At 68.9% G+C, this 14,666-nt stretch carries 12 protein-coding genes; 2 read left to right on the forward strand and 10 right to left on the reverse strand.

Annotation, left to right across the window (positions count from 1 at the left end; genetic code table 11):
• Nucleotides 1-66: 66 nt before the first annotated feature.
• Nucleotides 67-627 carry a L,D-transpeptidase gene (locus tag ABIE45_RS02545; protein WP_192710737.1) on the forward strand — a complete coding sequence of 187 codons (561 nt, stop codon included), beginning with the start codon at nt 67-69 and terminating at the stop codon, nt 625-627.
• A 325-nt stretch (nt 628-952) separates the two neighbouring features.
• On the opposite strand, the gene ABIE45_RS02550 is transcribed toward ABIE45_RS02545, so the two are convergent.
• Genes ABIE45_RS02550 through ABIE45_RS02580 form a run of 7 tightly spaced genes read right to left on the reverse strand, consistent with a single transcriptional unit; the run spans nt 953 to nt 10,206 of the window.
• A complete protein-coding gene (locus ABIE45_RS02550; RefSeq protein WP_192710736.1) occupies nt 953-1,372 on the reverse strand; it encodes a ParB N-terminal domain-containing protein in 420 nt (139 codons plus the stop codon).
• A 35-nt stretch (nt 1,373-1,407) separates the two neighbouring features.
• Nucleotides 1,408-2,574, reverse strand: coding sequence for an MFS transporter (locus tag ABIE45_RS02555; protein ID WP_192710735.1), 1,167 nt, complete (start codon nt 2,572-2,574; stop codon nt 1,408-1,410).
• Between the two features lies 1 nt (nt 2,575).
• Nucleotides 2,576-4,453: an IucA/IucC family protein gene (locus ABIE45_RS02560; RefSeq protein WP_192710734.1), complete on the reverse strand. Its 1,878-nt coding sequence runs from the start codon at nt 4,451-4,453 to the stop codon at nt 2,576-2,578.
• Nucleotides 4,450-5,592 (reverse strand): NAD/NADP-dependent octopine/nopaline dehydrogenase family protein, encoded by a 1,143-nt coding sequence (locus tag ABIE45_RS02565; protein WP_192710733.1) that lies wholly within the window; start codon nt 5,590-5,592, stop codon nt 4,450-4,452. Before ABIE45_RS02565 ends, ABIE45_RS02560 begins: the two co-directional genes overlap by 4 nt.
• A 4-nt stretch (nt 5,593-5,596) precedes the next feature.
• Nucleotides 5,597-6,640, reverse strand: coding sequence for a cysteine synthase family protein (locus ABIE45_RS02570; protein WP_192710732.1), 1,044 nt, complete (start codon nt 6,638-6,640; stop codon nt 5,597-5,599).
• 9 nt (nt 6,641-6,649) lie between these two features.
• On the reverse strand, nt 6,650-8,026 hold the full coding sequence (locus tag ABIE45_RS02575) for a Y4yA family PLP-dependent enzyme (RefSeq protein WP_192710731.1): 1,377 nt from the start codon (nt 8,024-8,026) through the stop codon (nt 6,650-6,652).
• A gap of 2 nt (nt 8,027-8,028) precedes the next feature.
• Nucleotides 8,029-10,206 (reverse strand): TonB-dependent receptor, encoded by a 2,178-nt coding sequence (locus ABIE45_RS02580; RefSeq protein ID WP_373622103.1) that lies wholly within the window; start codon nt 10,204-10,206, stop codon nt 8,029-8,031.
• A 985-nt stretch (nt 10,207-11,191) separates the two neighbouring features.
• Between ABIE45_RS02580 and ABIE45_RS02585 the strand changes: the two genes are divergently transcribed.
• The gene (locus tag ABIE45_RS02585) at nt 11,192-11,329 is read left to right on the forward strand and encodes a hypothetical protein (protein WP_192710729.1); all 138 of its coding nucleotides are present in this window, start codon (nt 11,192-11,194) and stop codon (nt 11,327-11,329) included.
• A gap of 235 nt (nt 11,330-11,564) precedes the next feature.
• On the opposite strand, the gene ABIE45_RS02590 is transcribed toward ABIE45_RS02585, so the two are convergent.
• The 3 genes from ABIE45_RS02590 to oxlT form a co-directional block, all read right to left on the reverse strand.
• On the reverse strand, nt 11,565-11,747 hold the full coding sequence (locus tag ABIE45_RS02590; protein ID WP_192710728.1) for a hypothetical protein: 183 nt from the start codon (nt 11,745-11,747) through the stop codon (nt 11,565-11,567).
• A 27-nt stretch (nt 11,748-11,774) separates the two neighbouring features.
• On the reverse strand, nt 11,775-12,476 hold the full coding sequence (locus tag ABIE45_RS02595; RefSeq protein WP_192710727.1) for a GntR family transcriptional regulator: 702 nt from the start codon (nt 12,474-12,476) through the stop codon (nt 11,775-11,777).
• A gap of 266 nt (nt 12,477-12,742) precedes the next feature.
• Nucleotides 12,743-14,044, reverse strand: coding sequence for an oxalate/formate MFS antiporter (oxlT, locus tag ABIE45_RS02600; protein ID WP_192710726.1), 1,302 nt, complete (start codon nt 14,042-14,044; stop codon nt 12,743-12,745).
• Nucleotides 14,045-14,666: the final 622 nt, after the last annotated feature.

Raw genomic sequence — 14,666 nt, forward strand, 5'->3', positions numbered from 1 at the left:
CGGGTCGCCCGACGCGCGTGGGGCCGCCGCAACGGCCCGCGCCACGACCGACGGAGGATGGAGACCATGTCGAGACGGATCGCGATGCTCGGGCTCGCGGGACTTCTGCTCGGGAGCGCCCCAGCGGCGGCGAACCCGCTGGACCGGGGCCCGATCGCCGACTTCCTCAACGTCTTCCGCAGCCAGGCGATCCCGCGCGAGACGGTGGCCTGGACCGGCAAGGAGAAGCCCGGCACCATCGTGGTCTCGACGCGCCAGCGGCGGCTCTACTACGTGCTCGGCGGCGGCGCGGCGATCCGCTACGGCGTCGGCGTCGGCCGGCAGGGCTTCTCGTGGTCCGGCACCAAGACCGTCACCATGAAGAAGGAATGGCCGGATTGGCGCCCGCCGCAGCAGATGCTGGCCCGCCGCCCCGACCTGCCGCGCTACATGGCCGGCGGCCAGGACAACCCGCTCGGCGCCCGCGCCCTGTATCTCGGCTCGTCGCTCTACCGGATTCACGGCTCGAACGAGCCCGAGACGATGGGCGCGGCGGTCTCGTCCGGCTGCATCCGCATGACCAACAAGGACGTGGTCGACCTCTACGACCGGGCGCGCGTCGGCACCAAGGTGGTCGTGCGCGACTGACCTGCTGTGCGCGAGCGGGACGTTCGTCGGCACGCGTCCAGGCCCGCCTGATCACCGCGTCCCGACCCCGCATGCGTGAGGGTGTCTAAGCAGGCTCACTGCGGCGACGCGTCGGCGGTCCGTGCCGGACGGCATGCACCAACCGACGTGTCGGCGACCGATGTTGGCGGCGGTCGAGAGGCAAGCCGCCAGGCCGTTGGTTCCGGATGCACCGTGAGCCTTGGCGCGTTCTGCTCGATCGGGAACGCAACACGCGTCAGGACCTGGGGGTTTCCAACCGATCACCGTCGAAAGCTCTCGCCGGCCAAAGACAGCCGTGCCGCGATCAAGCGATGAAGGCTCTCCGTGGTTCGATCGGCATTCCGAGGTCGCCGAGAGGCACGGTGCAGGCCGGGCGCGGCGGAAAGACGTGGCGCGTGGTCTTGTAGGGATAGAGCTGGCCGCTGCGGGCGCGGGCAAGGACCTCCTGGCGGGTCGGCGCGATCTGCGCGCGCCACGACAGCAATTCGACGTCCGCATAGTCGAAGACGTAGACAGGGACCCTGGTGAGCCCCAGCGCGATGGCGGCTGCGAGGCGATGGTGGCCATCAAGGAGCGCATGGGCGGTTCCTTCGATGCAGATCGGTTGGGTCCAGGCGTCCTCCTCCAGGATCATCGCCACAACCTCCCGCACGCGGGACGGGAGTGTCTCTTCCGTCGGGCGCAGCACCGCGATCGGCAGATGAACGCAGTCCAGGTTGCTCATGGCCGGCTCCACATCGGCGGCAGCACGCAACGGCTTCAGGATCGACGCACCCGCAGCAGGAGGCCGCAGGAGACCAGGTACAGAACCGAGACGATGGGGAAGACGGCGGAGGCTCCCGCCGTCTGGGTGACGAGGCCTCCGAGGGCGACGCCGGCCATGGAGGCGGCCTGCGTGGTGCTCTGCACGACGCCCAGGATGTGGCCCTGACGATGCGCTGCCGCCTCGCGCGAGATGAGGCCGGTGAGGACCGGCGTCGTGGCGCCGAGGAATACGCCCCAGAGGCCGTAGCTCGCCGCGAAGACCGCCACGTGGGCCGTGGTTCCGGCAGCCAGCACGGTCGCGGCACAGGCGAGGGCGACCGCGGCGATGCCGGCAAGCGCCCTGGGCCGGGCGAGGCCCTCGAAGATCCGCGCCCAGAGCGCCGCGGACGCGATGAAGCCGCCCGCCATGAGGCCGTAGCAGAGGCCGACGACCCAGTTCTCGACCCCGAAGGTCGTGCGCACGTAGAGGGCGAACGGCATCTGCGGCATGAGCCGGCTGGCGATCAGGCCGCCCTGCGCGAGCAGGAGACTGGCGATCACCGGATTGCGCCAGGCTGCGGCGGGCGCCGCTTCGGCGCGTGCGGTTCGCGGAGCCGCGATTCCGGTCGGCAGGAGGGCGAGCACGGCGAGGCCGCAGGCCGCGCACAGCCCCGAGGCGGCGGCGTTGATCCAGAAGAAGCTCGCATGGTCGAGGATCACGCCGCCGAGCACGGCCCCACCCAGGGAGCCGACATTGGTGGAGACCTGCAGGAAGGCGAACAGGCGGCCGCGGCGCTCGGCGGCCACGAGGCCGACCCCATAGGCCTGGGCCGGGGCCGAGAAGCCGGCGCAGGCCCCCTGCACGAAGCGGAGCAGGACGATCACCCAGGCATCGCCCGCGAGGGCCAGGCCCAGCTGGGTGAGCGCCAAGCCCGCCAGGGCGCGGACCATCATCAGCTTGTGGCCGTAGCCGTCGCCCATCCGTCCCCAAAGGCTGCCGGTCAGGGCGATTCCCAGCATCGGGGCGACGTAGGTGCCGGTGGACGCGACGCCGAATACGGTCTCCGACGTGCTGAGCTCCCGGAGGCGCAGCGGCCAGAACGGCCCGCTCATCTCCATGGCGCCCATGGTGACGAGCTGGATCGCGAACAGCAGGCGGACGATGCCGGTCGAGCCTGACATGTCAGCGGCCGCAGGTCGCCGGATCGAGGGGGTTCGGCAGGGCGTGCTGGAGCCGATAATCGCTGTAGCGTAGGAGATGCATGCGCAGCAGCGAGCGGGCGGTCCAGGGAGCGCGCAGGAAGGCGTCGCGCTCCGCCGACCAGAGCGCCGGCTCGACTCGATCCGCCACCGCCGCGAACGCCGCCTGCGTCTCCGCCCCCAGGATCTCCCAGAGCCGGGTGGCCGCCAGCGCGTACGCGGCGGTCAGGGCCAGGGCGAGTTCGTGCAGGTGGCAGACGAAGCACGCATTGAGGACGAGGGCGCGGACGGGCTCGATATCGTCGCGGAAGACCGTCGGCAGGATGCCGGGGTACCGGTAGGGCTCGAGCGTCAGCCCGCGCTCTTCGAGGAGCGGCGCGAAGGTGCGCCCGTCCCCGAAATCGCACACCAGGATTCGCAGCGGCTGACCCTCGGAGTCGAAGACGATGCTGGTATTCTGCTGGTGCGCCTCCAGGCCGATTCCGTAGAGGAGGTAGATCGCCAACACCGGCTGCACGACCGTGCGGGCATAAGCCCGGAAGAACGCCTCCGGATCGCCGTTCCCGATCAGGGCGGTCACGAACGGCCGTCCCGTATCCGGGAGTGCGGTGAAGAGGGCCGCAACCGGCACGTGCAGGTTGCCCGCGCAGGCCGCGAAGGCGGGGGCCGTCGCGCGGAACACCACCGAGAGGTTCTTCCCCGGCGCGTCGTCGCGATCGACCGCGTGACGGTAATGATAGGCGACCTCCTCGGGATAGATCGCCAGCCGGCCGCCAAAGCCCTGTTCGCGGTCCAGGATGGTCGCGATGACGGCGCTGTTGCGCGGCCCCATGTGGATCGACTTCGCCTGCAGGCTGCGCTGCTCGCTCGTCATCCAGAGGGCGATCGGGAGCTTGATGAACGGCGCGTCCGGCGGTCCTTCGGGCATCATCGTGCGGAACGACATGCTCGGCGCCGTCTCGATCTCCGGCCCGTCGAGGATCAGGATCCCCTCGGCCGTCGCGTCGGCGAAGTGCGCGCGCACGAAGGCTTCGAGGTGCCAGGCGTGGATGGGCAGGGGCAGCCAATCCGCGGCGTCGAAGCCACGGGCCACAAGACCGGCCCGCCAAGGCTCCCACGTCTCGGGAAAGGCCGACGCGAACCACGCGTGGACGCTCGTCACGTGCGGCATCGTCTCGGTATGGGCCATGTCGGCCCTGAGGGCTGCGACCCGGACGGGGACGCGGGCCGCGAATTCCGGCGACAGGGCGGCGACCTCGGCCTCGCTCAGCCCGGGGCGCGTCTTCCAGGTGGGGTAGAAGGGATGCCCTTCGAGGGCGCCCCATTGGTCGAGCAGGATCGCGGTCGCGCGCACGTCGCTGTGCCGCCGCAGGTAGGTCGGAAGATCCGCCGCGCCGGCCGCGCGGATGTGGCGCGCGAGGTCCCGGTTCCAGTTCTGCCGGTGTCGGCGCGCCGCGACGTCGTTGGCGATGCTGTTGGCCATGTCGGCCTTCAGCCCGGCGAGGCCCTCCGGGCTCGGCGTGACGTCGAACTGATCCTGGACCAGATCCAGGAACATGTCCGGATCCGCCACCGGTTCGCGCGCGCCGCTTGCCCGGACCCGCGTGATCGGACCGTGCAGGACGATCGTGCGGGCCGGTGCCACGACCAGATGCGCGAAGTGGAGATGGGCGCTTCCATCCACGAGCGGGAACCGCGCCTCACGTCCGTCGGGCGACAGAGCGAGGCGCGTCACGTCGAGGATGTTCTCGGCGAACAGGCAGCGCACCAGCCGGCGCAGGGCGTTGCGGCGCGCATGGGCGAGCACGGTGGCCTCTTCCGGACGTGCGGGGGCGGCGACGGCGGACGACGGGCCGGTCATTGCGCGGCTCCCGCCCAAGCCCGAGGCAGATAGGAGAGCGGCTCGCCCACGACGCCGCCCATGTAGCCGAGCGCCCAGCGGTGGATCTCGTCGAGGTGGGGGACGGGCACGGACAGGCCCGCGGCCATCCGCACGAGGAGGCCGAGCCCGTAGACCACGTCCTCCCGGAAGGCGCGGCTCGTCCGGTCGAGCACGAAGCCGCCCGCGGCCGGGTCATGGACCAGCGGCGCCCGGATGCCGGCATAGGCCCGGTTCGTGCGCAGGATCGTGAGCATCGTGGCGGGGTCGGCGATCTGGTCGCCGTAGGCCTCGATGATCTCGGTTCCGAGCGGCTTGACCGAACTGAGGTCGATCCCGAAATGCCCCGCGGCAGCGCGGCGCAAAGCCTGGTTCTCGGCGTCGCAGCGCTCCAGGAAATAGGCCCCGAGCTCGGGGCAGTCCGTCCACCAGCAGAAGTCTTCGGGCAGCGTTCGGTCGCGCCACTGGCCGTAGGGACCGACGAGGCCGTAGACCACCGCGCCGTGCATGATCGGGTTGCCGGGGGTCAGGGTGATCTCGAGGTAGTCCTGCAGCATCTCCACGGGCGCCTCGAACAGCCGGCCCAGATGCGCGGCGAGTTCGGCACGGGCCTCCCGGCTCTCCCGGCGATGGGTCGCGGCGTGGAGCCGCTGCTTGGCCCCGCCCATCCGCACGCTGCGGCCGGGCACGAGGTCGAAGGCGGTGTGCGGCACGTCCTTCAGACCCCAGATCACCGCGTTCGGCCGGTTGGCCAGGATGTCGGCGGCCAGCCAGTCGAACCCGCAGAAGCCCGGGATCGCGCCGACATAGACCGGTCTGTCACGGCGCAGGTGCGGGCCGATCGCCCGCAGCACGGCAGGCCGCGCGTCGGCCGGCACCGTGATCACCACCACGTCCGCGTGGCGCACCGCGCTGGTGGGATCCGTACCCACCTGCGCGGGCTCTCCGGGCAGGGCCGATCCGTCCGGCAGGCGGGCGACGATCCCGCCCGCGGCGCCGCCGACGACCGCCGGATTCGACGTGAGCCAGGAGACCCGCACGCCGGGTTGGCGGCTGAACAGCACCGCGTTGAGGTGGCCGGTTCGGCCGCCGCCGCAGATCGTGACATTGAGGGGCATCATCGCGTCAGGCCACCGCCAGCAGCGGCACTTCGGGCCGGGCGGCCGCACCCGCCCGCCGGCCGAGCCAGGCGTCGAGGCGGTCCCAGACCGCCGGGTCGTGCAGACCCTTCGACTCCATCCAGGCGTCGCTGAAGATGGTCTGAAGGTACTTCTCGCCGCCATCGGCGACCGAGACGAGGACGTTGCCGGCGATCCGCCCCTCGGCGACGAGGTCCAGCGCCTTGTAGAGGGCGCCGCCGGTGGAGCCGCCGACCAGCAGCCCGTAGCGCCGGGCGAAGTAGCGCGCCGTCTCGAAGGCCTGCGCGTCGGAGACCCGCAGGCCGAGATCGATGCAGCCGTAATCGAGCACGAGGCCGACCGTGTCGCCCTCGGGCGTACCGGTGCCGGATTGGTAATACGGGTGACCGGGGCCGCCGAACACGATCGAGCCCTCGGGCTCGACGGCGGCGATGAGGGTCCGGGCGTCATGCGCCTTGAGGCCGCGGCCGATCCCCGTCACCGAACCGCCCGTCCCGACGCAGCCGACATAGGCGTCGATCCGGTCCCCGACCTGCGCGACCGCCTCGCGAACGAAGGCGCTGTAGCCGCCGGCATTGGCGGTGTTGTCCGACTGGTTCATGAAGATCGCGCCGGGGATCTCCTCGGCGATCTGCGCCGCGAGGCGCTGCCGCTCGACCACCGCGACCTCGTCCTCGCGGTACGTGCCCGTAACCGTGCGAATTTCCGCGCCCAGCGCCCGCATGACGGCGATCTTGTCCGGCGCGGCGTGGTGATCGACCACCGCAATGAAGCGCAGGCCGAACTCGACGGCCGCGATGGCGAGGCCGATGCCTGTATTTCCGGACGAGGATTCAACCACGACCCCGCCCGGCCGCAGACGCCCGGCCTTTATGGCGGCCAGCACCATGCTGTAGGCCATCCGGTCCTTGGTGCTGCCGCCCGGATTCATCTTCTCCATCTTGAGGAAGAGCCGCGTCGGCCCCGGTGAGACGGGGATCTGCAGGAGCGGCGTGTTGCCGATCAGATCGGAAACCTTGTCGACGATCATGGGGCGACCTCACTTGTCCCGGACGAAGATGAACGCACCGTCGGGGGATGGGCTGGCGACCAGCCGCGCGGGCATGGGATGCCGGTGGAACTCGTTCTCCAGCAGGTCCATCTGGTAGCCGGCCGTATTCGCGTAGATCAGCAGATCCCCGGCCTGCGGCGCGCCGTCGAACGCGAGCAGCCGGTGCGAGACGACGTCGCCGTCGAGGCAGCTGTGGCCGGCGATGGAAGCCCGCAGGGGCGCCGCGTCCGGCCTCCGGGCCGCGGCGGGGAGCAGGATCGGATCGACGAGGAACTCGGACGCGAACCAGGTCTCGCAGGCGCTGAAGCTGCTGCCCTCGACGAAGACGATTGCAGTGCCGTCCCCGACGGGCTTCGTCCGGATCACGCGGAACAGGCTGATCGCGGCCTGATCGACCAGGCTGCGGCCGGGCTCGAGGGCGAGCTGGAGGCCCGCCGACCGGAGATAGCCGGCGACCGTGGTTCCGCGACAGGGCGCCCGCAGCAGGCCGGCGATCCAATCCGCGGCGGTCAGGGCACTCCCGTAGGGATAGAAATCACCCGGAACCCGGCCGGTGCCGTAATGCTCGGGCCCCTGCTCCGCGAGGTAATGGGCATAGGCCTCCGGCGCGACGTAGCGCACCGGCAGTCCGCCGCCGATGTCGATCAGCCGCGCCGGCAAGCCCAGGCCCGCCGCGGCCTCCACCAGAGCGGCGACCTCCGCGATGGCCGCGGCGCGGCTCGCGTAGTCGTAGCCCGAGAGGTGGAGGTGGAACCCCTCGAAGGCGACGCGGGCGCCGGCCCGGCCGACGCGGCGAAGCCCCTCCAGCACCGCATCGGCGGCCATGCCGAACCGGGTGCGGCCAGCCGAGCGCGGACGATAGCGCAGCAGCACACGCGCCCGGCCGGCCGGTCCGAGGAGGGCGACGAGGTCGTCCAGCTCCTCCAGGGAATCCACGGCCACGAGGGCACCCGCCTCGGCGAGCTGCCGGAGGAACAGCGCGGTCTTGGCCGGTCCGGTCGCACAGATGCGCGCAGCGCCTGCCCGCACCGCATCCTCGAATTCGGCGGCGCTGGAGACATCGACCCCGACGCCGGCGGCGACGGCAGCCCTGATCAGGGCCTGGGACTTGTTGGCTTTGGCGCCGTAGAAGATGGCGTGATCGACGCGCGCTGCGGAGAGCGCGCAGCGCATCCGCGCGACGTTGCCCGCGACGGTGTGCGGCCAGACGATGTTGAGGGGCGAGCCGTGCCGAGCCACGAGCGCGTGCAGGCATTCGGGGGTGTCGCGGATCACCCGCTCGATTAGCGGATCGAGGAGCGGAGGCAGCGGTGGCGGCCCCGGCGGCCGCGCGCGCCGCGCCGCCAACGGGGCGCTCAGCGTCACGCTCACAGGTCGACCGCCATCGACAGCAGGTAGGTGCGCGGCGCGCCCTGGAAGAAGGTCCCGAACGTGGCGACACCGGTCCAGTAGTTCGCCCCGGTCACGTTCAGCACGTGCGCGCGGAATGTCGTCCTGTGCGCGCCGATCACCGTCGCGTAGCGCAGGCCGAGATCGAGCCGCGCCCAGTCCGGCAGGGCCTGCGTGTTCGCCAGATCGACGAACTGGCGTCCGGTGTAGAGCACCGCGCCCTCAAGCGTCAGGCCCGGCGATCCGGGCAGATCCCACTCCGCGCCCAGGCTCGCCTGCACCCCCGGCACCCCGATCGGCCGGTGGCCCAGATTGGTGGCCAGGGCCGTCTTCGTGAGCACACCGTCGAGCAGCGTGACGCCGCCGACCACCCGCACCTGCGGGGTGACCTCGCCGAACAGGCTGAATTCGAGCCCGCTGACGCGCTGCTCGCCCGTCTGCGCGAAACGGTTCTGCGGCCCGAGCTCGCCGCCGGGCTTCGTGATCCGGAAGGCGCCGAGCGTGGCGCCGAGCCGGCCGAGATCGAGCTTGACGCCGGCCTCGACCTGACGGGCCACGTAGGGCGCCAGGATCTCGCCGGAGTTTCGCGCCACCAGCGGTGCCACGTCGCCGCGACTCAGGCCCTCGGCGTAGTTGCCGTAGAGCGAGACTGCGTCCCAGGGCCGGACCACGAGGCCGGCCACCGGGGTGGTGGCGCTCTTGTCGTAGGACGAGGCCAGGGTGCCGACATTCGACACGTAATTGTCGGCCTCGACGCGCTGGCGGCGCACACCGAGGGTCAACAGGACGTGCTCGTCCAGGGCCGACAGCGTGTCGGCCACCGAGACCCCCGACAGGGTGCTGTCGGAGAAGCGCGGCCGGCCGGCGCTGTAGATCGGCGCGATGTAGGCGCCACGGGTGGGCGCGTAGAGGTTCGACAGGTAGGCGCCCCGGCCGGGGGAGACCCACCGGTCCGTGTCCTCCGTGTACGCGGAAGCCTGCACCGTGACGGCGTGGTGGATGAACCCGGTCTCGAAGCGCGCCCGCACGCCGCCGTCGGCCGTCAGCCGGTCGACGGCGAGAGCGTAGAATTGCGGTGTGCTGGTCGTGTCGCCGCGCAGGTTGAGGATCGTCGGGGCGGACTGGAAGTAGCGCTCCACCCCCGTCCGTCCGCCGCCGACATCCGCGAACAGCGTGAGCTGGTCGGTGACGTCGTACTCGGTGCGCAGCAGGCCGCCGTGATCGTCGATGTCCGAATACTCCCAGGGCTGGGTCGGGTTCAGGTGGCCGTCGGGTGCCCGCGGCACGGGCACGCCGGCTCTCAGGAGGAACGGACGCAACGGGGCGTTGAAGCGGTCGGTCTGTGCCAGCAGGTAGAGCCAGGCGCGGAACCGGTCGCCCTGGTAGTCGAGGGCCACCGCCCCGACGCCGGTCGTCTCGGTCTGGTGGTCGAAGGGCGTGGCGCCGCCGTGCAGGCTGCCGACCACCCGGGCGCCCCATTCCCGCCCTGGGCCCCAGCGGCGTGCCACGTCGACCTGGCTGCCGCCCCAGGCGGCCGAGCCGTAATCCAGGGTCACGCGGGTCAGGTCCTCGCCGGCGCGCTTGGGGACGATGTTGACCACCCCGCCGACCGCGCCGTTCGGCGAGACCCCGGTCAATGCCGCCGAGGGGCCCTTCAGGACCTCGATGCGCTCCGCGTAGTCGGTGAAGATGCGGAAGCTCGGCGCGATCCCGTAGAGGCCGTCGAAGGCGACCTCGCCGCTGGTATTCTCGTTGGCCGGAAAGCCGCGGACGGAGAAGGAATCGAACGGCGCCCCCGTGGTCTGGGTGGCGCGCACCGAGGGATCGAGGGCGAGGGCCTCGTTGACCGTCCGCGCCTGCCGGTCACGGATGAGGGTATCGGTGTAGCTGGTGATGCTGAAGGGCGCCTTCCGCGCCTCGGTGTCGCCGAGCACGCCCAGCCGTCCGCCCTGCGCGACCTGACCGCCGGCATAGGCCGGTATCGGCCCGCGGCGCGCGGAGACAGCCTCAACCGAGATTTCTTCAAGGGTGACGCCCGACTCAATCGGACGCTCCTCAGCGGACGCCGCGTTCAGGCAGCCAATCAGCGCCACGGATATGATTGCAATCCGCTTCCTGAAAAACGGATTGACGCGTTCGGCTGGCATCGTCGTCATAGAATTATTACAGTATACCGGGCGCAAGTTCGCAGATCGAAGATCATCTGCCGGAAATGTTTCCGTAGATGTCCTGCGGCACGCCCCTCTCATGACTCATATGATTCGGCAAGACTTGTTCGCCAGAAAGATCGTCTTTACAATTGTAACCGTTCAAAGATTGGAGACAAATCTAATAATTTGCCGAAATCGATACGCGCCTCTCGCAGATAACCGCGGGATATGACTTTTGCTATGCTGATATCGTGCAGACATCTTAGGCAATCGGAGAACGATGCTGACGATGGGCCGCAGTTTTCGAGTGCGCCGCTCGTCGTCGGTGCGCTTTTTCAAATCTGCACTTGAAGCCGGGATGATGACGGCGTTGGTACACGGAAGCCGAGGCCCACGGGCGTGACGGTTCGAGGGCGGCGCAGCGTCCTCTCCGCATGCTGACCGACGGCACGCCCCCTCGCGGAACGACTGCGCTAGCTCGCACGCAAGAGCTTGCTGGTGCGCCGCGCGACGTCCCGAGAGCCGCCGTTACGCCACTGACCGTTTGAGGATTGCAGTTGGACCTCCGCCTCTGATCCGAACGCGGCCATTGCCACTTGCGACCCGCATCCGCCGCTCGGCTTGCCTTCGGCGTTTCTCGGAGGCGGGACTTCGCCAGCCGTCCGGCAACTCTGGCTCCGGGTGGATCGGGCTGAATTACCCAAGTGGTTCAGCGAACGTTGCGCGACAACTCACGTCCGAGCGAAGCGAAGGTCGAAGCAGATGACGGCACCTCGGCAAGTCGAACAGGGAGCTCTGTTCTACGCTTCGCCGAGCAGCCCCTCTGTCGGTGCCGCGTTCCTGATGTGGATGCTGACCATCGGCCAGGGCCGCTTTTAGTCCCGACGCGCTCATGCAGGTGCCGCATGTCTGGCGTGAGGCATGTGGTATACCAGCACTCTGTGTGCGGTGCGATATCGCTTCTTACGCACCGCACAACAGGACGCCGCCGATGACCCTTCTCACCGCCCTCGCCCTTCTGCCGTTCGCCGCCATCGCCAACTTCGCGGTCGCGGTGGCACTGGCTCATCACTTCGACGCCGACAGGCCCGCCGCAGGCTTCACCGGCGCGGTCCCGACCCTGGCCTGAGCCATGCCGGGGCCGTCTCAAGCGGCCCGCCAGCCTCAAGCATCGGCTGGAGGCGTATCCTTGACCGTCCGGATCATGGCGCGTTCCGCGCCTCGATCCGGAAACGCCCGCCCCATCCAAACGCGGGCCATCCCGAGTTTCGTCCGTTGGCACGTGCGTGCAATTCGGCCATCGCTGGCATTGGGCTGAGTCGCCGTCGAACGCGAACAGGCCGACTCCTCTCGTGCCGCGCCGCTCATTCAGCAAGCACGAAGGCGAGGCCGAGGATCGCCACCAGCAGCGCTCCGCCCGCGAGCTCCTCCCGCGGCTCCTCTGCGAAACGCGGCGACCGGCTTGCACTGGCAACACCTGCCCCGACGAGTCCGAGGATCAGGAAGCCGAGGCCAAGCAGATCTGTGATCTGAACGGACGGTAGCATAGGTCGGTCCTCCGCCAGAGGTGACGCTCATTCCTCCGGCCAGGCCCAATGGGTTTCGACATGTGCGATCAGCCCAAGCGCATGGTCGCGGACGAGGATTGCAGCCTGATCCGCGTCGCGGGCCTGCAGCGCGGCGATGATGCCGGCATGCTCGCGCATCGAGTCCTCGATCCTCCCAGGCCGATGGAGGAAGGTCGATCGAAGCGCCCGTATGTGGATGAACAGGTTGGCTGTCATCTCGACCATCAACCCACAGCCGCCGAGACGGATGATCGTCTGGTGGAAGTCGAGGTCGGCCTCTTCATAAACGTTCAGCCGATCCGGCAATGTCGACCGATCGAAGTCTTGGAAGGCTTTGCCGAGCTCGCGAAGATCGGCATCCCTGGCGTGCCTTGCGGCGGCGTGAGCTGCCAAGCCCTCGAGCGCGGCCCAGACCGTGATCATCTCGACGATCTCGCGCTTGGTCTTGCGCGTCACGAAGAGGCCGCGCCGCGGCACCGTGCAGACAAAGCCCTCCCGCTCCAGAAGCGTCAGGGCTTCTCTGACGGGCGTGCGGCTGATGCCGAGATCCTGCGCGATCTGGTGTTCGTGCAACCGGATCTGGGCCGATCCGTCATAGAGATCCATCGCCAGGATCGATCGCTTGATGCTGTCGTAGGCCTGCTCACGCAGGCTCGCAGTCTGTCCGATCGAGGCGAGACCCAGAGAGGTCTCAGGAGGCTGCAGCACAGTCGGCTCCGGGAACGCGAGAATCGATCTTGGTGCCAAGTCCAGAGAGTGCGTCGGAGCGATGCGTCAGCGAAGCTGTGTCTCGCTCGATCGGCGGCGTACGCCCGAAGTCTCAAGGCCGTCTCGGGCGATCAGGCGTATCGATGAACTGACGCTATGCCTGCCGACGACGCGCGACCCGGCCCTTCATCTCTGCCCCGGCTCCGGAATTCCGGAGCCGGGGCATCGCGGGTCTGGCTCGGCCGCGGGGCGGCCGAGCCCGTCGCTCAGGCGTGCGCCAGCTTCAGCGCCGGAGCCGCCGCGTCGTTGTTCGCCGCGTGGTGCTGCTTGAGCATCGGCCGCAGCACCGCGATCGCCAGGACGGCGGCGATCAGGTCCATGGTCGCCACCGTGTAGAGGACCGTCGCCCAGGTCCCAGTCGCCTGCATGATCAGGTTGCCCACCGGCACGAACAGCGCCGCGAAGCCCTTGGCGCAGTAGAGCACGCCGTAGATCTTGCCGATGTGCTTCGAGCCGAAGGTGTCGGCGGCGGTGGCGCTGAACAGCGAGTAGACCTCGCCCCAGGCCAGGAACACCACGCCGGACAGGATCACGAAGGCCCACGGATTCGAGCCGAAATAGCCCAGGGCCACGATGCCGATACCCTCCATCGCGAACGCGATGAACATCGTCTTCTCCCGCCCGATCCGGTCCGAGACGAACCCGAAGAGCGGGCGCGAGATGCCGTTCATGATCCGGTCGAGCATCAGCGCGAAGGGCAGCGCCGCCATGGCGAAGAAGTACAGGTTGACCTGGAAGTTCTTCACCCCGAGATCCTGCGCGATCACGCCGAGCTGGGCCACCGCCATCAGGCCGCCCGTCACCGTGCAGGTGAACATCAGCAGCATCACGTAGAAGACGGGGGTGCGCAGCGCCTCGCCCAGCGTGTAGTCGCGCCGCGACTGCAGGACCTTGGTGGAGAACGGTACCTGCTCCTTGCGCGGCGCGCGCATGGCGATGGCGGCGGCGATGATGATCGCGCCCTGGATCAGGCCGAAGACGAAGAAGGCCTGGGCGTAGTTGCCGCCATCGATCATCTTGGCGATCGGCAGGATGGTGAGCGCCGAGCCGGCGCCGTAGCCGCCCGCCGTGAGGCCGACCGCCAGGCCGCGCTTGTCCGGGAACCACTTGAGCGCGTTGTTGACGCAGGTGGCGTAGACGCAACCGACGCCGATGCCGCCGGCCACCGAGCCGAGATAGAAGCCGCTCAAGCTGGTGGCGTAGGAGTTGATGACCCAGGCCAGGCCCGTCATCAGACCGCCGAACATGACGACGCGGCTCGGGCCGTACTTGTCGATGAAATAGCCCTCGATCGGTGTCAGCCAGGTCTGGACGACGACGAAGATCGTGAAGGCGACCTGGATCGCGGCGCGGTCCCAACCGAAGGTCTTCTGGATCTCGGGAACGAACAGCGTCCAGGCGTACTGGATGTTCGCCGCTGCAACCATGCAGATCACGCCGAGCACGATCTGCAGCCATCGATTTGTACTGGGTATTGCCGTAGCCGGCGTGGCATCTGGCATGGCCATGAGCTTCCTCCCTCAACCCTGCGCTGACATTCGGCGACGTGCTATAGACTTGGCGTGCACGCCGCCGCATTGCCGGCCCTCGCCGAAACCGTTTGTCAGGTTTCGATATTGGCATGGCGGCATGCATTATTCTGTGTGCCAGAACCGATTGGCAAGCAAAATAATTCATATTTTGTGGTCATGGGAGCGGGATTATAAGTCAGCGCTGCGCGTACAACTTGATTGCGCTGTCGGCTGCGCATCGATCCTGGCTTGCGCCGGGCTTCGTAGCCTGTTGACAGTTTTGCGGACATGCATCTTCGGTGTGCTGGTGAAGCCGGAGATGCTTCATGCAGTGTCTGCTAGATTCCGGCTTCCAAGGGTGCAGTCGGCTCGAATAGCTGGCGACGGACCGTACTGATTCGGCAGATCAGCCCTGACTGGAAGCATTGGAGCTGAAGCGAGGGCAAAGGCCGACCGCGGACCGGGTCGTGCTTGTGCTGCGCCCGATCGAAGCCCGGGGGCGGCGCCGTGGACCGTCGCGAACCCACCCATACCGGCCTTTCCGCTTCCTAGAGCGGCGTTCGTATGTCCTCCGGCAGCCTCGCTGCGGGGCGAGAAGCGGACCTCGAGAAGCGAACCT

Origin of the sequence: Methylobacterium sp. OAE515, assembly GCF_041806315.1 — a bacterium.
GTDB lineage: Bacteria > Pseudomonadota > Alphaproteobacteria > Rhizobiales > Beijerinckiaceae > Methylobacterium > Methylobacterium tardum.

Excerpts from the sequence above, each read along its gene's own strand:
- ABIE45_RS02580 (WP_373622103.1), bottom strand. The coding sequence starts at position 10,206 with ATGACGACGATGCCAGCCGAACGCGTCAATCCGTTTTTCAGGAAGCGG.
- ABIE45_RS02565 (WP_192710733.1), bottom strand. The coding sequence starts at position 5,592 with ATGATGCCCCTCAATGTCACGATCTGCGGCGGCGGCCGAACCGGCCAC.
- ABIE45_RS02570 (WP_192710732.1), bottom strand. The coding sequence starts at position 6,640 with ATGATCGTCGACAAGGTTTCCGATCTGATCGGCAACACGCCGCTCCTG.
- ABIE45_RS02585 (WP_192710729.1), top strand. The coding sequence starts at position 11,192 with ATGACCCTTCTCACCGCCCTCGCCCTTCTGCCGTTCGCCGCCATCGCC.
- ABIE45_RS02545 (WP_192710737.1), top strand. The coding sequence starts at position 67 with ATGTCGAGACGGATCGCGATGCTCGGGCTCGCGGGACTTCTGCTCGGG.
- ABIE45_RS02590 (WP_192710728.1), bottom strand. The coding sequence starts at position 11,747 with ATGCTACCGTCCGTTCAGATCACAGATCTGCTTGGCCTCGGCTTCCTG.
- oxlT (WP_192710726.1), bottom strand. The coding sequence starts at position 14,044 with ATGGCCATGCCAGATGCCACGCCGGCTACGGCAATACCCAGTACAAAT.
- ABIE45_RS02555 (WP_192710735.1), bottom strand. The coding sequence starts at position 2,574 with ATGTCAGGCTCGACCGGCATCGTCCGCCTGCTGTTCGCGATCCAGCTC.
- ABIE45_RS02560 (WP_192710734.1), bottom strand. The coding sequence starts at position 4,453 with ATGACCGGCCCGTCGTCCGCCGTCGCCGCCCCCGCACGTCCGGAAGAG.
- ABIE45_RS02550 (WP_192710736.1), bottom strand. The coding sequence starts at position 1,372 with ATGAGCAACCTGGACTGCGTTCATCTGCCGATCGCGGTGCTGCGCCCG.